This is a genomic window from Rhizobium phaseoli, from assembly GCF_010668805.1.
Classification (GTDB): Bacteria; Pseudomonadota; Alphaproteobacteria; order Rhizobiales; family Rhizobiaceae; genus Rhizobium; species Rhizobium phaseoli_A.
Map to the genome: position 1 here is coordinate 422,575 of NZ_WUFT01000001.1, position 21,767 is coordinate 444,341.

At 61.6% G+C, this 21,767-nt stretch carries 19 protein-coding genes and 1 tRNA gene; 9 read left to right on the plus strand and 11 right to left on the minus strand.

From position 1 onward, the window contains the following. Positions 1–81: 81 nt before the first annotated feature. From GR197_RS02195 to GR197_RS02210, 4 genes are all read right to left on the minus strand, one after another. The gene (locus GR197_RS02195; protein WP_164006391.1) at positions 82–1,071 is read right to left on the minus strand and encodes an ABC transporter substrate-binding protein; all 990 of its coding nucleotides are present in this window, start codon (positions 1,069–1,071) and stop codon (positions 82–84) included. 205 nt (positions 1,072–1,276) lie between these two features. Further along, positions 1,277–1,726: an RbsD/FucU family protein gene (locus GR197_RS02200; protein WP_164006392.1), complete on the minus strand. Its 450-nt coding sequence runs from the start codon at positions 1,724–1,726 to the stop codon at positions 1,277–1,279. A gap of 9 nt (positions 1,727–1,735) precedes the next feature. Next, a complete protein-coding gene (locus GR197_RS02205; RefSeq protein WP_164006393.1) occupies positions 1,736–2,755 on the minus strand; it encodes an aldo/keto reductase in 1,020 nt (339 codons plus the stop codon). 101 nt (positions 2,756–2,856) lie between these two features. Further along, positions 2,857–4,359 (minus strand): UxaA family hydrolase, encoded by a 1,503-nt coding sequence (locus GR197_RS02210; protein ID WP_164006394.1) that lies wholly within the window; start codon positions 4,357–4,359, stop codon positions 2,857–2,859. Positions 4,360–4,649: 290 nt separating this feature from the next. Here GR197_RS02210 and GR197_RS02215 point away from each other — a divergent pair, with 290 nt between their 5' ends. Continuing rightward, positions 4,650–5,549 carry a GntR family transcriptional regulator gene (locus tag GR197_RS02215; RefSeq protein WP_164006395.1) on the plus strand — a complete coding sequence of 300 codons (900 nt, stop codon included), beginning with the start codon at positions 4,650–4,652 and terminating at the stop codon, positions 5,547–5,549. Between the two features lie 92 nt (positions 5,550–5,641). After that, a complete protein-coding gene (locus GR197_RS02220) occupies positions 5,642–7,666 on the plus strand; it encodes an ABC transporter ATP-binding protein/permease (protein WP_164006396.1) in 2,025 nt (674 codons plus the stop codon). A gap of 30 nt (positions 7,667–7,696) precedes the next feature. Here the strand turns inward: GR197_RS02220 and GR197_RS02225 are convergent, their stop codons facing one another. Beyond that, complete coding sequence (locus tag GR197_RS02225) at positions 7,697–8,155, minus strand: MarR family winged helix-turn-helix transcriptional regulator (protein WP_164006397.1); 459 nt, start codon at positions 8,153–8,155, stop codon at positions 7,697–7,699. Between the two features lie 123 nt (positions 8,156–8,278). Here GR197_RS02225 and GR197_RS02230 point away from each other — a divergent pair, with 123 nt between their 5' ends. After that, positions 8,279–8,668: a nuclear transport factor 2 family protein gene (locus GR197_RS02230; protein ID WP_164006398.1), complete on the plus strand. Its 390-nt coding sequence runs from the start codon at positions 8,279–8,281 to the stop codon at positions 8,666–8,668. Between the two features lie 19 nt (positions 8,669–8,687). Here GR197_RS02230 and GR197_RS02235 read toward each other — a convergent pair whose 3' ends face one another. Together GR197_RS02235 and GR197_RS02240 are read right to left on the minus strand one after the other, a co-directional pair. After that, positions 8,688–10,178, minus strand: coding sequence for an MDR family MFS transporter (locus GR197_RS02235; protein WP_164006399.1), 1,491 nt, complete (start codon positions 10,176–10,178; stop codon positions 8,688–8,690). A 218-nt stretch (positions 10,179–10,396) separates the two neighbouring features. Further along, positions 10,397–10,762 carry a hypothetical protein gene (locus tag GR197_RS02240; RefSeq protein WP_164006400.1) on the minus strand — a complete coding sequence of 122 codons (366 nt, stop codon included), beginning with the start codon at positions 10,760–10,762 and terminating at the stop codon, positions 10,397–10,399. A 205-nt stretch (positions 10,763–10,967) separates the two neighbouring features. On the opposite strand from GR197_RS02240, the gene GR197_RS02245 reads away from it, so the two are divergent. Further along, positions 10,968–11,555: a hypothetical protein gene (locus GR197_RS02245; protein ID WP_164006401.1), complete on the plus strand. Its 588-nt coding sequence runs from the start codon at positions 10,968–10,970 to the stop codon at positions 11,553–11,555. 105 nt (positions 11,556–11,660) lie between these two features. Here GR197_RS02245 and GR197_RS02250 read toward each other — a convergent pair whose 3' ends face one another. The 3 genes from GR197_RS02250 to GR197_RS02260 all read right to left on the minus strand — a co-directional run bounded on the left by GR197_RS02250 (position 11,661) and on the right by GR197_RS02260 (position 13,494). Continuing rightward, positions 11,661–12,134 (minus strand): hypothetical protein, encoded by a 474-nt coding sequence (locus GR197_RS02250; RefSeq protein WP_164006402.1) that lies wholly within the window; start codon positions 12,132–12,134, stop codon positions 11,661–11,663. Between the two features lie 203 nt (positions 12,135–12,337). Continuing rightward, positions 12,338–12,413, minus strand: a tRNA-Thr gene (locus GR197_RS02255). A 121-nt stretch (positions 12,414–12,534) separates the two neighbouring features. Continuing rightward, a complete protein-coding gene (locus tag GR197_RS02260; protein WP_164006403.1) occupies positions 12,535–13,494 on the minus strand; it encodes an NAD(P)H-dependent flavin oxidoreductase in 960 nt (319 codons plus the stop codon). A gap of 286 nt (positions 13,495–13,780) precedes the next feature. Between GR197_RS02260 and GR197_RS02265 the strand changes: the two genes are divergently transcribed. After that, complete coding sequence (locus GR197_RS02265; protein WP_164006404.1) at positions 13,781–14,977, plus strand: regulator; 1,197 nt, start codon at positions 13,781–13,783, stop codon at positions 14,975–14,977. A 77-nt stretch (positions 14,978–15,054) separates the two neighbouring features. Here GR197_RS02265 and ppk2 read toward each other — a convergent pair whose 3' ends face one another. After that, complete coding sequence (gene ppk2 / locus GR197_RS02270) at positions 15,055–15,936, minus strand: polyphosphate kinase 2 (RefSeq protein WP_164006405.1); 882 nt, start codon at positions 15,934–15,936, stop codon at positions 15,055–15,057. A gap of 349 nt (positions 15,937–16,285) precedes the next feature. On the opposite strand from ppk2, the gene phoR reads away from it, so the two are divergent. The 4 genes from phoR (at position 16,286) to pstA (ending at position 21,753) form a co-directional block, all read left to right on the plus strand. Then, complete coding sequence (gene phoR, locus GR197_RS02275; RefSeq protein ID WP_432444192.1) at positions 16,286–17,398, plus strand: phosphate regulon sensor histidine kinase PhoR; 1,113 nt, start codon at positions 16,286–16,288, stop codon at positions 17,396–17,398. 383 nt (positions 17,399–17,781) lie between these two features. Next, positions 17,782–18,816 carry a substrate-binding domain-containing protein gene (locus tag GR197_RS02280; RefSeq protein ID WP_164006406.1) on the plus strand — a complete coding sequence of 345 codons (1,035 nt, stop codon included), beginning with the start codon at positions 17,782–17,784 and terminating at the stop codon, positions 18,814–18,816. A gap of 136 nt (positions 18,817–18,952) precedes the next feature. Further along, positions 18,953–20,434, plus strand: coding sequence for a phosphate ABC transporter permease subunit PstC (gene pstC, locus GR197_RS02285; RefSeq protein ID WP_164006407.1), 1,482 nt, complete (start codon positions 18,953–18,955; stop codon positions 20,432–20,434). Then, positions 20,431–21,753: a phosphate ABC transporter permease PstA gene (pstA, locus tag GR197_RS02290; RefSeq protein ID WP_164006408.1), complete on the plus strand. Its 1,323-nt coding sequence runs from the start codon at positions 20,431–20,433 to the stop codon at positions 21,751–21,753. Before pstC ends, pstA begins: the two co-directional genes overlap by 4 nt. The last annotated feature ends 14 nt before the right edge of the window (positions 21,754–21,767 follow it).

Below are 21,767 nucleotides of genomic sequence, written 5' to 3' on the forward strand. Positions count from 1 at the left end.
TGCTCTCCATCCCTGGTAACCATAACATGGATGGAAAAAGCCGCGCCGGTTTTTGAAGCCGGCGCGGCCTTGCTGTCTTGCTTACTTGATCTTCGGGTTCAGCAGCGCGTCGATCTTCGGATCGGCCATATTCGCCTTGGTGACGAGGTTGGCACCGGTGTCGACATTGGCTTCAACCTTCTCGCCCTTGGAGACGGCAAGCGCGGTCTTCACGCCGTCATAACCCATGCGATAGGGGTCCTGAACGACCAGGCCGGCAATCGAGCCCTCCTTGAGGAAGCCGACCGTCTTGTCGTCGCTGTCGAAGCCGATGACCTTGATCTTGTCGCCGAGCTTGTTTTCGGCGATCGCCTGACCGACGCCCTGCGCCAGGATCAGGTTCGAGGCGAAGACGCCCACGAGCTTCGGGTTGGCCGTAATCAGGTCGGTCATCATGTTGAGGCCGGTCGTCGCCTGGCCGTCGCCGTACTTGTCGGCAATGACCTTCAGGCCCGGATGCTTGGTCTTGATCTGATCCAGGAAGCCTTCGCGGCGCTGTTCCAGCGAGCCGACGCCGGGAAGGTTGGTGAGGATGACGATTTCACCCTCTTCCTTGCCGGTCATGCCCTTGATGGCGGCGGCAAGACCGTCGGCGGCGATACGGCCGCCCTGGACGTTGTCGGTCGTCAGGAACGACTTGAACGCCTTGGAGTCGGCGCCCGAGTCGATGCCGATGATCGGAACCGACTTGGCGGCTTCATCGATCGGCTTGCCGAGCGCCTTGAATTCGGTCGGCGAAATGACGACAGCGGCCGGCTTGCCGGCAACGGCATTTTCCAGAATGCTGATCTGGCCGTTGACGTCGGACTCTGCCTGGGCGCCGAGTTCCGGTACCTTGACGCCGAGATCCTGGCCTGCCTTGCGGGCGCCGGCCAGAACGATCTGCCAGTAGAAGGACGTCGTGTCCTTGACGATGATCGGGATCGTCACGTCGGCGGCAAAGGACGTAACCGGCATCGCGGTGGCGATAACGGCAGCGCCGGCAAGCGCCGTAAAGGCGCGACGGGACAGAAGGGATTTCACGATAGTCATAAGGGTTCTCCTCTCAAGATGCGTTCTCCTCCGAATAAATCGGCCGCTGAACGCAGGCGGACGATTTTTATCGATAAAAAACATTTGCAGGGAGAAGCTAGCCGAGGCGCAATCAAATTGCAAGAGCGTCAAACCGGCTTTTTTGCTTTGGTAAATTCCCTCCAAGCAACTGATTTTATTCCAATACAACCATAACCTAAAATAGCTACCGGCTCAGGTCTATCTCATGCGGATGCACGACGCCCTTTTTTAAAATCAGGTTTCCGTACAGCCGGAATTCCGTCGTCGCGACGATATAGGTGGCCTTGCGGGCCATCACGTAGAAGGCAAAGCGCTCCACAGGCACGATCGGAAAATCGCCGGCGCGCCTGGCAATGATCTGCTGGAACTCGGCACAGACCTCCGGCACGGCGTGCGGGTCGCCGACCACCTCCATCCGCCACGCCGCTTCCGGCACGAAGGTGTCGAGCGGCATGTGCGCGAGGATCGCCTCGGCCATATCGGTGGCGCTGACGCCGTCGGCGCGAATGACCGGCGGGCCCATCGAGCCCGAGGGGAAATTGGCGTCCGATATGACGATGTCGTCGCCATGTCCCATCGTCTTCAGCGCGTGAAGCAGGTCGGGGCCGAGCAGCGGATGAATACCCTTGAGCATAGTGTCTCCTCAGACGCGGACAGCTTCGGCGCCGAGCGGCGGCGCGACCAGCGTATAGGGTTCGAATTCGGCATAGATCTCATCGGCAAGCAGCGGTTCGACGATTTCCATGTTGCGGATCAGGCTCGACGGCTTGGCTGTACCCATCAGCACCGATGCGACGATCGGCTCGCGCAGCGGAAACTGCAGGGCGGGTGCGGCGAGTGGCACGCCGTGGCGCTTGGCGATCGCCTCCATGGCGCCGACCTTGGCAAGCACCTCGTCATCTGCCGGCATATAGTCGAAATGCGCGCCCGGCACCGGGCCGGTGGCGAGAATGCCGGAGTTGAAGACGCCGCCGACGACCAGCGACGTGCCCTTCTTCAGGCAGAGCGGCAGAAGTTCGGCGACCGCCGAACGATCGAGCAGCGTGTAGCGGCCGGCCATCAGGATGCAGTCGAGATCGGCATTGCGCATGACGTCGAGGCAGACGGGCACTTCGTTGACGCCGAGGCCGAAGGCGGAAATCGCGCCCGAGGAGCGCAGTTCTTCCAGCGCCTTGATGCCGGAATCGAGAAGCTGCTTCTGGTAGACGGCGTTCTTCGCCGCGCCGTGCGTATAACCACCGATATCGTGCACATAGAGAATATCGATGCGGTTGAGGCCGAGGCGCGCATAGCTGAACTCGACCGAGCGCATGATGCCGTCATAGGAATAGTCGTAATCGGCATCGAAAGACAGCGGATCGACATAGCTGTAATCGGGCACGGTTCCGGTCGGCACCGGCCGCAGCAGCCGGCCGACCTTGGTCGACAGCACGTAGGAGCCATCCGGCTGGTCGCGCAGGAAATCGCCGACCCGGCGTTCGGCGAGGCCGAGCCCATACCAGGGCGCCACGTCGAAATAGCGGATGCCGCTGTCCCAGGCCGCCTGCAGCGTTTCCATCGCTACCTCGCGCGGGCAGGCGCGGAAAAGACCGCCGAGCGCTGCCGCGCCGAAGCTGATTTCGGTCACTTCGAGCTTGGTCTTGCCGATCTTTCTCGTCTTCATCATGCCTCCTCGCCAAGTCTTGGGATTGCGTAAAGGATTTCAGGGCAATTCCAGGAAAAGTGCGAAGCGGTTTTCCGTCCGGAATTGCGTAAAACAAAGGATTAGAGCGTCGCTCCCAGATGCCAGGGCACGAATTCATTGTCGCCGTAGCCGAAGAGTTCGCTCTTGGTCTTCTTGCCGGAGGCCGTGTCGACGATGAGCTCGAAGATCTCACGGCCCTTGCCGCTGATCGTTGCGTCACCGGTGGCGATCGTGCCGCAATCGATGTCCATGTCCTCTTCCATCGAGGCATAGAGCGCCGAATTGCTGGAAAGCTTCAGCGAGGGCGCCGGCCGGCAGCCGAAGCAGCTGCCGCGGCCCGTGGTAAAGGCGATCATATTCGCCCCGCCCGCCACCTGGCCGGTCGCCGAGACCGGGTCGTAGCCGGGTGTGTCCATGAAGACGAGGCCGGGAGCGGTGACCCGCTCGGCATAACCATAGACCGCCGTCAGCGGCGAGCGCCCGCCCTTGGCAACCGCGCCGAGCGATTTTTCCAGGATGGTGGTGAGACCGCCGCGCTTGTTGCCGGGCGAGGGGTTGTTGTCGAGCGAGGCGCCGTGCAGGGCGACATAATCCTCCCACCAGGCGATCTTCTCGTCGAGCTTGTTGGCCACCTCGTCGCTGACCGCGCGGCTGCGCAGCAGGTGTTCTGCGCCATAGATTTCCGAGGTCTCCGACAGGATCGCCGTGCCGCCGGCCGCTGCCAAGAGATCCGCCGCGACCCCCAGCGCCGGATTGGCGGTGATCCCGGAGAAGCCGTCCGAGCCGCCGCATTGCAGGCCGATGATGATCTCGCCGATCGACATCGGTACGCGCTTTTCCTTGCCGACATCGGCGGCGATTTCACGCAGCATGCCCATGGCGCGCTCGACGGCGCGGCGTGAGCCGCCGGCATCCTGAATGTTGAAATGCCGCTTCGAGGCGCCGGCGCCGCTTTGGCCGTAGAGCGTCAGCTGGTTGACTTCGCAGCCGAGGCCGATCATCAGCACACCGCCGAAATTGACATGCCTGGTATAGCCGGCAAGCGTGCGATGCAGCACGTTCATGCCGTCGCCGGTCGAGCTCATGCCGCAGCCCTGGTCATGCACGATCGGCACGAAACCGTCGATGCCTTCGTAATGCGGCAGGATCGTCCGGTTGGCCTCGTCGGCGATTGCCCGGCAGACCGTGGTGGAACAGTTCACGCTGGCGATGATGCCGATGTAGTTGCGGGTGGCCGCCCGCCCATCGGCGCGGCGATAGCCCATGAAGGTGCGCGCTTTGTCTTCACCAGTCGCCATCTCCGGCGCCGAATTGGCGGTGGCCGCCAGCCGGTCGTTTTCGAAATGCAGGTTGTGGCTGTGCACATGGTTGCCGGCCTTGACGTCGGCCGTCGTGCGGCCGATCGCCTGTCCGTATTTCACCACGGCGGCGCCGAGCGGAATATCAGCGATCGCCACCTTGTGGCCGGGATCGATTTTTTCAAGCGTTTCAATGCCGGCAACCGTTGAACCCGGCGCGATGGCCGCCGTTGCGACCGCGACATTGTCACCGGCCGACAGGATGATCCAAGGCAGTTTGTCCAAGTCTCTTCTCCCTAGAGCATGACACCGAAAAATCTGGGCGGTTTTCGGCCGACATCATGCGCCAACTCTTGAATTCAGGAAACACTCGCTGCATCGGCGAATGCGCATTGATTTTGTTTTTTATCTACAATAAACATTTTCAAGTCAACGGGAATATTGATCCTGTGGACGAGCGAGGCAATGAGCCGCAGGCGACCGGAAATAAGCTAAAAGGTCGTTTGAACAAGCCCCGGTCTGTTCGCCCCTGCTTTGCAGAGGCGGTGGACACGAGGGCGGAAAGCGGGGGTCTGGTGGCACGGCAGAATACGGTCTTCAAGGAAGCCTACAATAGGTATGCCGTGGCTCTGCGCACGGATAGCGCACTGCCCTCTGAACCGGAGATCGCCGCCCAGCTCGGCGTCAGCCGCTCCACCGCGCGCGCCATCCTGACCCGTCTCAGCGAGGAAGGCATCATCCGCTGGAACAAGCGCCAGAAGACCGTGCTGCGCCAACCCACAGACCGCGACCTTTTTCCTTCTGAGGAAACCGACTCCCTGCACGATATCATCGAGCGCAGCTTCATGCAGCGCATCCTCGCCGATGATGCGGCCCCCGGCATGCAGATCAACGAGCTGGAGCTGGCCCGCGAAATCGGCACCGGCACAACCAGCGTGCGCGAATTCCTGATCCGCTTCTCCCGCTTCGGCCTGATCGAGAAACGGCCGAACAGCCACTGGACGCTGAAAGGTTTCACCCGCGAATTCGCCCTCGAACTGGCCGATGTGCGCGAGATGTTCGAGCTGCATTCCGCCGCCGAATTCGGCCGGCTTGCGAGGGACAGCCAAGCCTGGATCGATCTCGCCGCCATCCGCGACGATCATCACGCCATGCTTGCCGACATCAACCAGCGCTACAAGGATTTCTCCGTCCTCGACGAGCGCTTCCACCTGTTGATCCACCGCGCCTCGAAGAACCGTTTCATCGCCGATTTCTACGACGCCATCGCCATCGTCTTCCACTATCACTACCAATGGAACAAGACCGCCGCCCGCGAGCGCAACGAGCGCGCCATCCACGAACATCTGGATTATATCGCAGCCCTTGAATCCGGCGACCAGGCGGCGATCGAAACCGCCTGCCGCGTCCACCTGCGTTCCGCCCGCCAGACCCTGCTGCAATCCCTGCCGCAGCTGGCGACCGAGAGCGACTGAGTGTAAGCGAAGGGTGACGAAAGGGGCTGCACGGCACAACGCTAAACGTCGGCACCATGAAACCTTCTGATCCATAAGCCGTTATCTCGCTTATGAGCGGCGCAAAACTTAAACCGAAATCGGTCGACGGCACTGAACCGCAGGGTTCCGAGGCGGCGGCCAAGGAGAAGCCATCGACTGCCGAGGCCGTGCCGCCGCCAGATGTGCCACTGCCAGAAGTCCCCCCGCCAGATCCCATCGAACCCGGTCCGGAACTCACGCCCGAGGAGGCCGAGCAGGCGCGCAAGAAGTATCTGCTCAAACGTTTCTGGATCAGCGCGCGCCACTACTGGGGCCGCGGCGGCGACAGGCTCGCTTGGCTGTGCACACTTGGGCTGCTGGCCCTGATCGGCATCAATGTCGGTTTCCAATACGGAATCAATCTGTGGAATCGAGGGATTTTCGACGCCATCGAGCGACACGATGCCGGCACCGTCTATTTTCTGAGCGCCGTCTTCGTGCCGCTGGTGCTCGGCACCGTCGCCGTTGTCACCACCCAGGTCGCGCTTCGCATGATGATCCAGCGCCGCTGGCGTTCCTGGCTGACGACCGCGGTCATCGGGCGCTGGCTGGCAAACGGCCGTTACTATCAGCTGAACCTGATCGGTGGCGACCACAAGAACCCCGAAGCGCGCATTTCGGAGGATTTGCGGATTGCCACCGAAGCCCCTGTCGATTTCATCGCCGGGGTCATTTCCGCATTCCTGGCGGCCTCGACCTTCATCGTCGTGCTCTGGACGATCGGCGGGGCGTTGACGCTGCCGATCGCCGGTTTCACGGTCACCATTCCCGGCTTTCTCGTCGTCACCGCGGTTCTCTATGCCGCGATCACCTCCAGTTCGATGGCGTTCATCGGCCGCCGTTTCGTCCAGGTCTCCGAGGCCAAAAATCAAACCGAAGCCGAATTTCGCTACACGCTGACGCATGTGCGCGAAAACGGCGAGAGCATCGCCTTGCTCGGCGGCGAAGAGGAGGAGCGCAACGACCTCGACAAGACCTTCACCAATGTGCTCGGGCGATGGGCGCTGTTGGCCCGCCAACACATGCGCACGACGCTGGTGTCGCATGGATCCATGCTGATTGCCCCGGTCGTGCCGGTCCTGCTCTGCGCTCCAAAATTTCTCGAAGGCAGCATGACGCTCGGTCAGGTCATGCAGGCGGCCTCCGCCTTCGCCATCGTCCAGGGCGCGTTCGGATGGCTGGTCGACAACTATCCCCGTCTTGCCGATTGGAACGCCTGCGCACGCCGCATCGCGTCGCTGATGATGTCGCTCGACGGGCTGGAGCGGGCCGAGCAGAGCGACGCGCTCGGGCGCATCAAGCGCGGCGAAACGGAAGGCGAGGCGATGCTCAGCCTGAACGACCTCTCCGTATCGCTCGACGACGGCACCGCCGTGGTCACGGAAACCCAGGTGGCGATCGAACCCGGCGAGCGGGTGCTCGTGTCCGGAGAATCCGGGTCGGGCAAGAGCACGCTGGTGCGGGCGATCGCCGGTCTTTGGCCCTGGGGTGACGGCAGCGTCAATTTCCACGCCGACCGACGCTTGTTCATGCTGCCGCAACGGCCCTACATTCCTTCCGGGACGCTGCGCCGCGCCGTCGCCTATCCCGGCGCTGTCGATAGCTGGACCTCGGATGAGATCAAGACGGCCCTCGACAAGGTGGGACTGGCTTACCTGAACGACAAGATCGAGGAAGACGCGCCCTGGGACCAGACCCTGTCGGGCGGCGAAAAGCAGCGGCTCGCCTTTGCGCGCCTGCTGCTGCACACCCCGGATATCATCGTGCTCGATGAAGCAACCTCGGCACTCGACGAAAAGAGCCAGGACCGGATGATGCAGATGGTGATCCATGAATTGCCCGAGGTGACCATCGTCAGCGTCGCGCACCGCGCCGAACTCGAAGTCTTCCATAGCCGCAAGATCACCCTCGAGAGGCGCGAGGGCGGCGCAAAGCTCGTCAGCGATATCGATCTGATCAAGCGCAAGAGAAAGCGGACCTTGCTGTCACGCGTTCTGGAGAACCGTCGCTCCCCGCGAAAGGCCGGCACGGCGTCGAACAAGGCGCGCAGCCCCTGAATAGAACTGGCCTTCGCTCGGTCGCATTCGTCAATCGCCCGCTGAGGTCTCCGCGCCGGCAATCCGATCCAGATTGTCGATCAGCCGCTTGAGCAGTTCGACGAGCTGGGCTGCTTCCGCCTCCGTAAACCCTGCCAATGCCTCGCTGTTTCCCTGGAACAAGGCCGCAATGGCTGCCGGCATGCTTGCCCGGGCCGCCTTCGTCAGCACGATGTGGCTGCTGCGCCCGTCGGCCGGGTCACGCGTTCGCTCGATCAAGCCATCCCGCTCCATGCGGGTAAGCATCTGCGCCATCGGTGGTTGCTCCACTTTGGCAAAGCGGGCGAGGTCGCGCTGCGTGCTTGCCTTGCCATCTCCAAGTGCCACCAGCACCGGCAACTGGCCGACACCGAAGCCGAGCGGTCTGAGACGCGTCTCGCTCAGCCGAGCAAACCCTCGCGCCGCAAGACTGATGAGATGCCCTGGCGTTGACAGCACGTCTTCATCCATTCCTCTTGCCCTTTTTCACGCGCTTGACCGCTAGATATATATGTACATATGTATATCGGCCGGCGGCATTCGACAATGCCGTTTCGACAACGAGTGTTTTCAATTTTCGTCGAGGAAAACGATATGCCGCAAAATAATGTCGAGATGATCAAGCGCATCTATACCAGCTTCAATGCGAGAGACATCGACGCGGTCCTCGCCCTGCTTTCCGATGATGTCGCCTGGGCCAACGGCATGGACGGCGGCCATATCCATGGCCGTGACGCCGTACGCGATTATTGGACCCGTCAGTGGGCCGTCATCAGCCCGCACGTCGAGCCGGTCGCATTCCAAAAAACCGACGATGGCGCCCTTGCTGTCGAGGTGATCCAGACGGTCTTCGACTTGGACGGCCGGCCGCTGCAGGGGCAAACCCACGGCCTCCGGGACAAGACCGTCACGCATATCTTCCGCATCGAAGGCGATAAGATTACTCGCTTCGATATCGGGGATGGCGTGTCAGCCCAGGCTTGAGCGTCGAGAGCCGAACCGCTTAATGCGAGGTCGCCTCGCTCGCGACGGCCGCGCCTTCGCTTTTCCGGCCATGCCCGACCGGGATCAGCCAGGTGGTGAAGAAGGTCAGCACCGCCACGACCACCACGCCCCAGAAGCTCCAATGCAGCGCCACATTGAAGACCGAGCGGATCGCCGGGTCGGCGGCGAGTGCCGACAGCCCGGTCGGCTGGTTCAGCGCCTCGTGCAGGCCGGCCGCCGCCTCGCCGCCGGCATAGTGATTGATGCCGGCATTGAGGATGGCGCCGAGCACGGTGGCACCGAGCGTATTGCCGAGGCTGCGGGAAAAGATGATCGAGGCTGTGGCGCTGCCGCGCATCGACCATTCGACGCTGTCCTGCACCAGCACGATGCTGGTGAGGCTGATGAGACCCATGCCGAAGCCCATGAAGAACGAGCCGGCGCCGGCAACGATCGGCGAACTGTCAGGGGTCAGGAACAACAGGAAAGAGGCGCCGAAGGGAAACATCAGGCTGCCGACGCGCAAGGTGCGGCGGATGCCGAAGGCCCTGTAGAAACGACCTGAAAGCATCACCGCCAAAGGCCAGCCGACGACGAGCATGGTCAGCGTGAAGCCGGCAACGATCGGCGAACGGCCGAGCACCCCCTGCACATAGATCGGCAGGATTGTCGAAAGCCCAATCAGCGCCATGCCGGCAAGCAACGTTGCCGCATTGCTGGTGGCGATCAGCCGGCGGCTCCAGAGCGGGATCGAAATGATCGGCTCCGGCGCCCGCTTCTCCTGGGCGAGGAAGAGCAGGCCGGAGACCACGAAGACGGCAAAAAGAGACAGCAGGATCCGGGCGCTGGCATCGGTTTCCGTCAGCATGACGAGAAGTGCTACGATCGAGATCGAAAACAGCACCGAGCCGAGGTAATCGATCTTTGCCTGCTTGTGCGCCACGTCCTCCTTCAGGAAGAGCATGAAGGCGATGATCGAGATGATGCCGATCGGCAGGTTGATCCAGAAGATCCAGGCCCAGGAGATATTGTCGACGATGATGCCGCCGGCCAACGGCCCGACGACGGCCGATGTCGCCCAGACGGTTGCCATGAAGCCCTGCACGCGGCCGCGCTCCTCGAGCTTGAAGAGATCGCCGATGATCGTCGTCGTCACCGGCTGGATGGCGCCGGCGCCGAGCCCCTGCAGCAGCCGGAACAGCACCAGCGACATCATCGACCAGGCAAGCCCGCAGAGCAAAGAGCCGACCAGGAAGATCAGGATGCCGCCGATCAGCACCGGCTTGCGCCCGAAAATGTCGGAAAGCTTGCCGTAGATGACAGTCGTCGTCGACTGCGCCAGCAGGAAGGCCGAAAACACCCAGCTGTAATAGGAAAAACCGCCGAGCTGCCCAACGATGCGCGGCATCGCGGTCGCCACGATCGTCGCCTCGATCGCCACCATGAAGGTCGCCAGCATGATGGTGGCGACGACAAGCACGCGGTTCGAGCGATGCGCTGCATTCGACATGATGATCCTCTTCGGGTGCTCCGCAGATGCCGGAAAATGGCAGGCTGGGTAGGGCGATCGCCGCTTGCGGAGGGGTGCGGTACTATTACGTCCTGGAAACCGGCCGGTAAAGCAGTTCTCACGGCAACCGTTATTTTATGCGGTTTCACGGCAGCCGAAACGAAGGCCCGGCGCTCAGCCCCGGGCCTTTCTCCTGTCAGGCGGATATCCGCCTATCCTCACTGCGGGCAGGCCTCGCCGCCCGAGCCGGCATCCCCGGAACCGGCGGTGCAACCCGGCGTCGGTTTGAGATCGGGATTGACGCCGCCCGGATTGATCGTGCTACGGCCGCTGTTGAGCTCGACGCCGCCATTGCCGCTCGTGCTGCCGGTCGTGCCGGGATCGGTGCCGACGGAACCGCTGCCCGCCGAACCAGTGCCAGCGGATCCGGTGCCAGCCGAGCCCGAGCCGGAACTTCCCGAGCCGCCGATAACAGGCGCCACCGAAAGCCGCCCGCTGGAATTCGCTCCACCAGCCGTCTGAGCCATGGCCGAGCCGGCAAGGCCGATGGAAAGGAGGGATATTGCGATGAGTTTGCAGGACATGGTTTTCTCCGTGCTTGTTGTCTCAAGGGGAGAACCATTCCGGCGAGGGCATGTTCCTATCGGAGCCGCGTTTTCATGGTCGTTTGACAGCGGCCGCTGGCCTTTCCCCTTCCGGTAGATCTTTCTGGTTCAGAAAAATTCACGCGACGATTGTTTTCTTCACGGCGACTGCTATCGTTGCCTTACGATATTGAAGGTTTCATCTTTGTCTCTGCGCCGATTATCGTTTGTTTGTTTTGCTCTGTTGTTTGTAATTTCCACTCCTGCCGCCGCCGAAGACCGTCGATCCTTTGGCGTCAACGAGCCGTTGCCGGGTGAGGATCCTACATGCGGCGAAGCAAATCGCGCTTTTGAAAACACGTATAATTCCGGCAGATATTCAAGTCGGATCTATCTGGCGGATGGCAGTCTGTTCGCGGAACATCGATTCAACGGAAAAACGCTGTATGAGCGAAAAGAAGAAGGGGGAATATGGTCTTTGTTTACTCGGTTCCCGAGCGAAACCGTAACAGACGCGGGACCAGTCCTCACCGATTGCAAGCTCATTTCGTATGAAAAGAATGACAATACCAACGTGGGAATATTCTCCGCCAGGTGGCATCGCGATCCTTATTACGCCTCGGTTAAGATATGGCTGTCGACAACAGATCGCCTAGTGCTCAAGACCGAGCGGCTTTTTGCCGCCGGCGCTGGGCCTTTTCCCACTCAAACGGCTGTGGACGTTTTTGAAACCGATCGCGACAAAGTGGTGGTTCCGAGCGGTTTCCTCATCGACCACTCCTGGATTCGATGAAGTTCCCGACAGGTAGACGGTGGAGAGGGACTGCATCATCTTTTGCCCATCAATCGGCAGGGTGAGTGAAGCGCGAGTCTGTGTGATATTACGCAGCCACCCCTGTCATTCGCCATCCATCATTTTAAACTTTCGCGCCGCCCGAGGGCAGAGCATCGTGAACTGCTTGATCAGCGGCGGCATGCCTGAGGAGCACGAAACATCTGCATCCTCTGGTAATGGGAAAGTCACGCGCAGCGGTTCTCCGCTAGCAGGAAGGAAGGACAGGGTACCCTTGCGGCAATCGGCGGTGGAACGATAGGTGTCTTTGCCACTTTCTTTCAGATACATCGCCACGCACTGCTCGACAGTCAGTTTCCCGCCATGTGCGACCGTCTCGCATCCCGGATCTCGCTCGCAGTATTCCTGAAAGTTGGCCTGATTGACGTTCCCTTCCATAACCGCAGCGCGTGAATCGGTGCCGGTCCTGCTGACCAGCGTTCCGTCCCACCCACTACATGAGGCGAGAGGGAAATCCTCGGCCTGTGCCGAGGACATGGCAAAGGTGAAAACCACGATACTGAGAAGCGATATCCGCATAAATCCTCCTAATTGGCAGCATGCTCGCGCTCGATCGACATCCAGCCGCTCATGCGAACTGAAGGGCAGCCCGACCGCTTTGAGTGAAGAAGCCCACGATCTGTTGAAGCTTGCCCGCCGAGCGGCCAAACGTAGCTAAAGGTGGACGCAGGATACTAAAAGAGGCTTGTAATGGAGGTTGTTAGCACGCGATTGAGGAAAAATGGTGCCGCTTGCAGGACTCGAACCTGCGACCCCATCATTACGAATGATGTGCTCTACCACCTGAGCTAAAGCGGCATCTCAGGGCCGAAGCATGCGGCCCGCGATTTGCATGGCGCTGATACAGCCATTGTCCGAAGATTTCAAGCACCCTGTCATGGCTTTGGCAAAAAAGACGGCGGGGGCGGCGAGAGCCGGTTCAGAGGCTGAGCCGGGCGCGGGCGGCCTTGTATTCGGCCTCCAGCCGGTCGACGAGTTTTGCCACCGGCTCGACGGCCTTGACGGTGCTGATGCCCTGGCCGCTGCCCCAGATGTCCTTCCAGGCCTTGGCGCCGCCGACTGCCTGTTCGAAATCCATCTTCGAAACATCGGCTGCGGGCAGGTTGTCCGGGTCCATGCCGGCGGCGACGATCGAGGGCTTGAGATAATTGCCGTGCACGCCGGTGAAATAGTTGGAATAGACGATATCGCCGGCAGCGCCGTCGACGATCGCCTGCTTGTAGGCCTCGGTGGCGCGCGCCTCTTCAGTGGCGATGAAGGGCGAGCCGATATAGGCCATATCGGCGCCCATCGCCTCTGCGGCGAGAATGGCGCCGCCGGTGGAAATCGCGCCGGCGAGCAGCAGCGGCCCGTCGAACCATTCGCGGATTTCCTGGATCAGCGCAAAGGGCGACAACGTGCCGGCATGGCCGCCGGCGCCGGCCGCCACCGCGATCAGCCCGTCGGCCCCCTTGCGGATTGCCGAATGGGCGTGGCGGTTGTTGATAATGTCGTGCAGCACGATGCCGCCATAGGAATGCACGGCGGCGTTCACCTCCGGCACGGCGCCGAGCGAGGAGATGACGATCGGCACCTTGTATTTGACGCAGAGTGACAGATCGTGCTCCAGCCGCTTGTTCGACATATGGACGATCTGATTGACGGCAAAGGGGGCGGCCGGCCTTTCCGGGTGGGCGGCGTCGTGGCGGGCAAGCTCCTCGGTGATTTCGGCCAGCCATTCGTCGAGCTGGCTTGCCGGCCGGGCGTTCAGCGCCGGAAAGGCGCCGATGACACCCGCCTTGCATTGCGCCAGCGTCAGCACCGGATGCGAGATGATGAACAGCGGCGAGCCGATGACCGGCAGTCTCAATTTGTCGCTGAGGATCGGGGGCAGGGCCATGGTTCATCGCTTCCATTGACGTTTACGAAAACGTCAATTTCATAACAGAGAAGAAAACACGATAAAAGGGCGGCTGCCATGCCTTCGTCGATTTCAGCCCGAATATATATGTCTGTGATGGCTGATAAAATAAGGCCCGTCAGCGGTGAAACCCGGCAATAATCCCGCCGATGAACCGCAGCCGGGCCTGCAAGGCTTGCGGTTTGCCGCGCTTGCCGCTACCGAATTTTGATGGAGAACGGCGGGGATTGCAGTCCGATGCCGGGTTCAAGGTGAAGGACTGAATGTGAGCGGATTAGAAACGGCCATCAGAACAGCGCTTGAGAATTCCGATCGCGACAATCCGGAGGTTCGAGCGAGGATCTATCAGTCGGCCCGCCAGGCGCTTGAGGCCGGCCTGCGCAAGCAGGATATCACCGATACCGAGGTCGTTGCCCATCACCGCCATCGCCTGGAAAGCACCATCCACGCCATCGAAGGCGAGGAGCGCGACCGCCTTCATCCACGCCAGAGGCCGCCTGAAGTGCCGGTGCCGCCCGTCGTCGAAATGCCGGCGCCGCCGGTTCATCAAGGTGATGAGGATGATATCGATAATCGCATCGACAGCCCCGTGGCCCAAGAGACCCGCGCTCCCGAGGTGGCCCATAGCCGCGGCGACGATTTCAGCCTCGACGACGTGCATGCCGGCAGTGCCGATCACCTCGCAGCCGCCCCCGTCGGCGAGGAGCGGCTTGCCCGCGGCCAGCGCGCCACCACCATGGATTTCCGCCCGGAGCGGGCGGCAGGCCGCCGCAAGCCGCGCAAGTTCTTTTCCAGGCTGCTGGTCTGGTGCGTCCTGCTTGCTTTCATCGGCATCGGTGCCTGGTGGGCGCACACCTCAGGCCTGCTGCTGACGGCGGCCGAGCGCGACACCAGCGTTGCCAATCCCCCGGCGAGCACTCAGCCCGAGGATTTCACCGGCAATGACGACAGCGCCGGCAAGGCCGCTCCTCACACAGACGAGCCGGTGACCATCGATCCGCAGAACAGTTTTTCCGCCGATTGGATCCCGCTGTTCAAGCCCGAAGAGGCCGACAAGATCCAGAGCGGTCCGCGGGCGCGCACCGAAAAGATCACCGAGAATGACGGCCCCGCCATCCGCCTGATTTCACAAAGCGGCGCGGCCGACGGCAATATCTCGATCAGCGTTCCCGCCACGGTGCTGCAGCAGCTGGCCGGCAAATCTTCGACCATCGCGCTGACGCTGCAATCCACAAGCGACGAGCCGACGCAGGTCACCGTCGAGTGCAATTTCCAGTCGCTCGGCAATTGCGCCCGCCATCGCTTCAATGTCACCCGCGAAAAGTCGGATGCGTTGCTGCAGGTGAAATTCGACCGATCGCTGGCGCCGAATGCGCCGGGCACGCTGACGATCAACAGCGATCTCGACGGCAAGGCGCGCGGCATCAACCTCTTCGCCATCCGCATCCTGCCGGGGCAATAACCCAGCCTCGGCGAAGCCGATGGCGCCGGCCTCGGCGAAGCCGGTAGCTTTCCGCCCGCCGCCTGTTTCAAAAAAACCTATTTCAGGAACCCAGGCCCTGAGCCGATGATCTCTTCGTCGACCTCGCCGAGCGCCTTCTCGTCCTTGCCGTCATAATCCATCCGGTTCAGCATGTGGCGGATGAGTTCGAGCCGCGTCCGCCGCTTGTCGTTGGCGCGGATCACCGTCCAGGGCGCGAAATCCGTGTGGGTTTCCTTCAGCATCCGGTCGCGCTTGTCGCTGTAGTCGCCCCATTTCGTCAGCGCGGCGATGTCCATCGACGACAGTTTCCAGACTTTCAGCGGATCGTGCCTGCGGTCGTGAAAACGCTTCAGCTGCATTTCGCGGCCGATATCGAGATAGAATTTGAAGAAGAAGATGCCCTCATGGGCGATGATCTTTTCGAGCTGCGGCGCCTGTTTGAGGAAATCCTCATATTGCTGCGGCGTGCAGAAGCCCATGACCGGCTCGACGCCGGCGCGGTTGTACCAGGAGCGGTCGAACAGCACGAATTCGCCAGCGGTCGGGAACTGGGCGACATAACGCTGGAAATACCATTGTCCTTGTTCGCGCTCGGTCGGCTTGGTCAGCGCGACGACGCGTGCAAGGCGGGGGTTCATATTCTCCGAGGAGGCCGAGATCGCGCCGCCCTTGCCGGCAGCGTCGCGTCCTTCAAACAGCGCCATCACCCGCTTGCCCGATGCCTGCAGCCAGAACTGTACCTTCACGAGTTCTATCTGCAGCTTTTCCAGCTGCTCCACATAGTCCTCTTCCTTGAGCTTCTTCTTGTGGGGAAAGTCGCCGGATTCCAGTGCGTGTTCATCCACCCAGTCCGGCAGGACGGGATTGTCGACATCGAAGGTGCGCTTCTTGCCGCGGATCTCCAGCTCCACAGCCCTGTTTTCGACGGTCTCGGCCATATGCTCCTCCTCAGCGATCGGTTCTTTCTTGCAGGCGAGCATAGTTACCGTTGAAAATCAAATCTTTCGCGTTCGGCCGGTATTTTTTGTGGGTTTCGCCCGCGGCCTTTCGCATCGGAGCGGCAGCCCGAAAACTACTGTCATGAATTGCCGCTATCAGGCAGAGTTCAATATCAAGAACAACGAATCGACGCCGCGAGGGCACTTGCAAGACGAAATTCCGTGGAGAAAAAACCTGTCGGCGCGCATCCGGCGCGGACGGCCGGTGCTGCTGGCGACGATCCTTTGTGCGCTCGTCGCCCTTGCCGCCGGCATGAACAAGTGGGTGGTGCTCATCCTGCTGCTTGTGATGATCGTCACCGCGCTTTTCAACGAGGCGCCTGATATCAAGGCAGAACCGGTCGAGCCGGTTGAGATCAAGCCGGAGGTGCGGCCAAGCCGCCTGCCTGAGGTGTCGGCCACGCTCGCCGGCCTCGATATCCCGGTCATGGTGCTGTCGGACGATGCCTCGGTGCTCTTCCAGAACCGGGCTGCCGAAAAGGCCTTCGGCGAGGTGGCGCTCGGCGCCCATATATCGGCCCGCCTGCGTTCGCCCGGCGTGCTCGACATGGTGCGCGAAACCATCGCCACCAACGCCCCGAACCAGATCGAGCATGCCGAGCGGCTGCCATCCGAGCGTGTCTATATCGTCCGCAGCGCGCCCATCGAATTTTCGGCAGATGGCGGCCCGCATGAGCGCTATTTCATCCTCTCCTTCCGCGATATTTCAGAGGTCCGCCGCATCGATCGCATGCGCTCGGATTTCGTCGCCAATGCCAGCCATGAGCTGCGCACGCCGCTTGCCTCGCTGCGCGGCTTCATCGAGACCATCCAGGGACCGGCGAAAAACGATCTGAAGGCGCAGGCGCGGTTCCTCGCCATCATGTTCGATCAGACGACACGCATGAGCAGGCTGGTCGACGACCTGCTGTCACTGTCGCGGCTGGAGCTGAAATCGCACATCGCCCCGGATGAGAAGATCGACCTGGTGCCGCTGCTCGGCCATGTCAGGGATGCGCTGGTGCCGCTGGCAAGAGATGTCGGCGTCGACATCAATCTGCATCTGCCCGAAGGCAAGGTCGAGGTGCTGGGCGACCGCGACGAGCTTGTCCAGGTCTTCGAGAACCTGATGGAAAACGCCTGCAAATACGGCCAGGAGGGCAAGACCGTCGATGTCTGGCTGAAGAACGGCACCGGCCAGCCGGTCGAGGTCAGCATCGTCGACAAGGGCCCGGGCATCCCGGCCGAGCATGTGCCGCGCCTGACCGAGCGCTTCTACCGCGTCAGCATCGAGGACAGCCGCTCGAAAAAAGGCACCGGCCTCGGCCTTGCCATCGTCAAACACATCCTCACCCGCCATCGGGCACGGCTGATCGTCAAATCGGAAGTCGGCAAGGGCACGGATTTTACGGTGCGCTTCTGATGTGTCCTATGCGAGGTCTGCGAGGAGCGGAGAGGTTGCGGCATGTTCCTTCTCCCCAGTGGGGAGAAGAGGGAGTCGAGCGGTAGCGGCACGTGCCTTTCGCCCGTTTGCGGGCGTCCGGCAACCGGCGGGCCGTTTATGAAAAATTTTGCAATTCCAGGTCGAGTATGCGGTCCAAACTTTGCGCCCGCTGACGTGACTGGCTGAATGCCGTATAATTTATAATTCAATATCAATTACTTAGTCTGTCACAAATGTTTCACCGATTTGACATAAAAGGACGGTGCTTACAGCGCTAAGAGAGTCCCGCCGATGAAAAAAGGCACTGCGAGGGCCTCTCTAAAGGCCGCACTCACACAAGCCAAAATGCCGGGAGATTTCTAATGAACACCTTCAAGCTCACCGTTGCCGCGCTCGCTGCAACTGCTGCTTTCGCTGGCGCTGCTGTCGCCCGCGACCAGATTCAGGTTGCTGGTTCGTCCACCGTCCTGCCTTACGCAAAGATCGTTGCCGAGTCCTTCGGCGAAACCTTCACCAACTTCAAGACGCCGGTCGTTGAATCCGGCGGCACGGGCGCTGGTCTGAAGGAATTCTGCAAGGGCGTTGGCGAAGACACCATCGACATTGCCAACGCTTCGCGTCCGATCAACAAGAACGAAGCCGAAGCCTGCAAGGCTGCCGGCGTCACCGACATTCAGGAAGTCAAGATCGGTTATGACGGCATCGTCTTCGCAACCGATGCTTCCAACCCGGATGTCGCCTACGTTCCCGCAGACATCTACAAGGCCCTCGCAGCCCAGGTCGTTGTCGACGGCAAGCTCGTCGCCAACCCTTACAAGAAGTGGTCGGAAGTCAACCCGAAGCTTCCGGCTGTTGATATCGCTGCCTATATCCCGGGCGAAAAGCACGGCACCCGCGAAGTCTTCGAACAGAACGTTCTCGCCGCCGGCTGCAAGGCTTCTGGCGCAACCGACGTGATCGCCAAGGAAATCGCCGACAAGGCTGCCCAGGGCAAGGCCTGCGTCGCAGTCCGCAAGGACGGCGCTGCTGTCGACATCGACGGCGACTATCCGGAAACCCTGGCCCGCATCGCCGCCAACAAGACCGGCGTCGGCGTATTCGGCCTTTCCTTCTATGAAAACAACGCCGACAAGCTCAAGGTTGCCAGCATGGGCGGTATTGTTCCGTCGACCGAAACGATCGCCAACGGCACCTACCCGGTGTCCCGCCCGCTGTTCTTCTACGTCAAGAAGGCACATCTCGGCGCCGTTCCGGGCCTGAAGGAATACGTCAACTTCTTCGTATCCGACCAGATGATCGGCCCCGACAGCCCGCTCGTCGAATACGGCCTGGTTGCCGCTCCGGATGCTGAGCGCGACGCGATCCGCAAGGAAGTCGAAGCCGGCAAGGCTATGTAATGACTTTGCCGGCGCGACGCTTTAAAGGCCCGCGCCGGCATTGCCTTGAACCCTGGCGCGCCGACATTTCCGCTTCAGGGTTGAATTCATTCCGCATGATTGGGCTTTTTGGGGCTATGGCCTGGGGACGTAACGAATGAGCACATCCATCATACTCTTGTGCCTTGTGGTGATCGGTGCCGCCGCCTATCTGGTCGCGCGCAGCCGGGCCACGGCACTTGCCGGGGGCCGGTCCTCCGCATTGCATTCACGGCCGGCCTATTACGGCGCCTATGCGGCGATCTGGGCGGTTCTTCCTGCTCTCCTCGCGCTCTGCATCTGGCTGTCGGTCAGCCCCGGTATCATCCAGTCCTCGGTTCGCAGCCACTTCCCTGAAGACGTCAAGGCGCAAGCCGCCGTCGAGCAGGATCTGGGTTATTCGATGGTGGCGACGGTCGCCCGCGGCCTGACGATGCTGAGCTCGGATGAAATCGCAGCGGTTGCCGGCGATCCGGCCGCCCTGCAGGCCAAGCTCAGCGAAAAGGGTGTGCCGCTTGCCGGCCAGCCGCTGCCTTATATGCTCGACGCCGCCAAGACGCTCAACGCCAAGAGCATGACGAGCCGCCTTGCGATGACGGCGGTGGTCTTCAATCTCGCCATTGCCGGCGCCTCCTATGCGCTGCGCGCCATCGCGCCGCGCTTCCGCGCCCGCAATCGGGTCGAGCGCGTCATGCTCTGGGGCCTGCTGCTCGCCTCGTCGATCGCCATCCTGACGACGATCGGCATCGTATTCTCCATGCTGTCGGAAGCCGCCCGCTTCTTTGCCGCCGTTCCCGCTGCCGACTTCTTCTTCGGCACCGTCTGGGATCCGCGTTTTGCCGGCGCCGGCAGCTCGTCCTTCGGCCAGTTCGGCCTGATCCCGCTGCTGCTCGGCACGCTTTATATCGGCATGGTCGCCATGCTGGTCGCCGTTCCGGTCGGCCTGTTTGCAGCGATCTACATGGCCGAATACGCCTCGCCGAAACTGCGCGGGGTCGCCAAGCCGCTGCTTGAAGTGCTCGCCGGCATTCCGACGATCGTCTACGGCTTCTTCGCGCTCGTCACCGTCGGCCCGTTCCTGCGCGATTTCTCCGCTCAGATCAGCGGCCTGCTCTCCGGCAACTACACCAACTTCATTCAGGCGCAGAGCGTTCTGACGGCCGGTATCGTCATGGGCATCATGCTGATCCCCTACGTCTCCTCGCTGTCGGACGACATCATCACCGCCGTGCCGCGGACGCTGCGTGACGGTTCGCTCGGTCTTGGCGCCACACGTTCCGAAACCATCAAGAAAGTGGTCTTGCCCGCGGCTCTTCCCGGCATCGTCGGCGCGCTTCTGATGACCGCCTCGCGCGCCATCGGCGAAACCATGATCGTCGTGCTGGCCGCCGGTGTCGCCGCCCGCATCCAGATCAACCCCTTCGAGCCGATGACGACGGTGACCGTCAAGATCGTCAATCAGCTGACCGGCGACCTCGAGTTCACCTCGCCACAGACGCTGGTTGCCTTTGCACTTGGCATCACGCTGTTCTGCATCACGCTTTGCCTCAACATCTATGCGCTCTACATCGTGCGCAAATACCGGGAGCAGTACGAATGACGGATATTGTTTCTCCCACATCAGGCGTCATCGTTTCCAAGGCGCCAGCGCGCCGCGATATCGGCATCAAGCGCCGCTACGCCGCCGAGCGCCGGTTCCAGGCCTATGGCATCGCCGCCATCTCCTTCGGCCTGATCTTCCTGTTCATCCTGCTGTGGACGGTGATCGGCAAAGGCTACACCGCCTTCCAGCAGACGGCGATCACCCTGCCGATCGAATTCACCGAGAAGACGATCGACCCTGGCAATAAGCGCGCGACCGACCCTTCGGTGCTGATCGCCGCCAACTATCCGGTTCTCCTGCGCGACGCGATCGTCAAGCAGCTGAACGTCAATGCCTCGAGCAAGCCTGACGTGCGCGATGCATCCGCCATGCTCTCCAAGGGCGCGCCGGTGCAGCTGCGCGACATGGTCGTCGCCGACCCGTCGATCATCGGCAAGACCATCAATGTCACGGTGCTCGCCGACGCCAATGTCGACAGCGCCAACAAGGGCCAGATCGACCTGTCGGTCGATGAGAAGAACCGCAAGGTCAACGACAAGCAGGTTGGCTGGATGAACGAGCTGAAGGCGAGCGGCGCTCTCCACAAGCAGTTCAACACCGGCCTCTTCGTCAACGGCAATTCCAGCCGTCCGGAAGCCGCAGGCCTTGGCGTCGCCCTCATCGGCTCGCTCTACCTGATGCTGATCGTGCTGGTGCTGGCGCTGCCGATCGGCGTTGCCGCCTCGATCTATCTCGAGGAGTTTGCGCCGAAGAACAGGCTGACCGATCTGATCGAGGTCAACATCAACAACCTCGCCGCCGTTCCCTCGATCGTCTACGGTCTGCTCGGCCTTTCCGTCTTCATCAACTTCGTCGGCCTGCCGCGCTCGGCGTCGCTGGTCGGCGGCCTGGTGCTGACGCTGATGACCCTGCCGACGATCATCATCGCGACACGCGCCGCACTGCGCGCCGTGCCGCCGTCGATCCGCGCCGCAGCCCTTGGCCTCGGCGCTTCGAAGATGCAGATGGTGTTCCACCATGTTCTGCCGCTTGCCATGCCCGGCATCCTCACCGGCACGATTATTGGCCTGGCCCACGCGCTCGGCGAAACCGCGCCGCTGCTCCTGATCGGCATGGTCGCCTTCGTCGCCAACGCGCCGACGACGCCGCTCGATCCCTCGACGGCTCTGCCCGTGCAGGTCTATATGTGGGCCAACGAGGCCGAACGGGCCTTCGTCGAGCGGACTTCGGGTGCCATCATCGTCCTGCTCCTGTTCCTGATCGTCATGAACATGGGCGCCATCCTCTTGCGTCGTCGCTTCGAGCGCCGCTGGTAAACGGAGTTACAAGA

Coding starts and splice junctions, on each gene's coding strand:
- GR197_RS02195 (WP_164006391.1), bottom strand. CDS start 1,071: ATGACTATCGTGAAATCCCTTCTGTCCCGTCGCGCCTTTACGGCGCTT.
- GR197_RS02200 (WP_164006392.1), bottom strand. CDS start 1,726: ATGCTCAAGGGTATTCATCCGCTGCTCGGCCCCGACCTGCTTCACGCG.
- GR197_RS02205 (WP_164006393.1), bottom strand. CDS start 2,755: ATGAAGACGAGAAAGATCGGCAAGACCAAGCTCGAAGTGACCGAAATC.
- GR197_RS02220 (WP_164006396.1), top strand. CDS start 5,642: ATGAGCGGCGCAAAACTTAAACCGAAATCGGTCGACGGCACTGAACCG.
- GR197_RS02225 (WP_164006397.1), bottom strand. CDS start 8,155: ATGGATGAAGACGTGCTGTCAACGCCAGGGCATCTCATCAGTCTTGCG.
- GR197_RS02230 (WP_164006398.1), top strand. CDS start 8,279: ATGCCGCAAAATAATGTCGAGATGATCAAGCGCATCTATACCAGCTTC.
- GR197_RS02235 (WP_164006399.1), bottom strand. CDS start 10,178: ATGTCGAATGCAGCGCATCGCTCGAACCGCGTGCTTGTCGTCGCCACC.
- GR197_RS02240 (WP_164006400.1), bottom strand. CDS start 10,762: ATGTCCTGCAAACTCATCGCAATATCCCTCCTTTCCATCGGCCTTGCC.
- GR197_RS02250 (WP_164006402.1), bottom strand. CDS start 12,134: ATGCGGATATCGCTTCTCAGTATCGTGGTTTTCACCTTTGCCATGTCC.
- GR197_RS02260 (WP_164006403.1), bottom strand. CDS start 13,494: ATGGCCCTGCCCCCGATCCTCAGCGACAAATTGAGACTGCCGGTCATC.
- ppk2 (WP_164006405.1), bottom strand. CDS start 15,936: ATGGCCGAGACCGTCGAAAACAGGGCTGTGGAGCTGGAGATCCGCGGC.
- phoR (WP_432444192.1), top strand. CDS start 16,286: ATGATCGTCACCGCGCTTTTCAACGAGGCGCCTGATATCAAGGCAGAA.
- GR197_RS02280 (WP_164006406.1), top strand. CDS start 17,782: ATGAACACCTTCAAGCTCACCGTTGCCGCGCTCGCTGCAACTGCTGCT.
- pstC (WP_164006407.1), top strand. CDS start 18,953: ATGAGCACATCCATCATACTCTTGTGCCTTGTGGTGATCGGTGCCGCC.
- pstA (WP_164006408.1), top strand. CDS start 20,431: ATGACGGATATTGTTTCTCCCACATCAGGCGTCATCGTTTCCAAGGCG.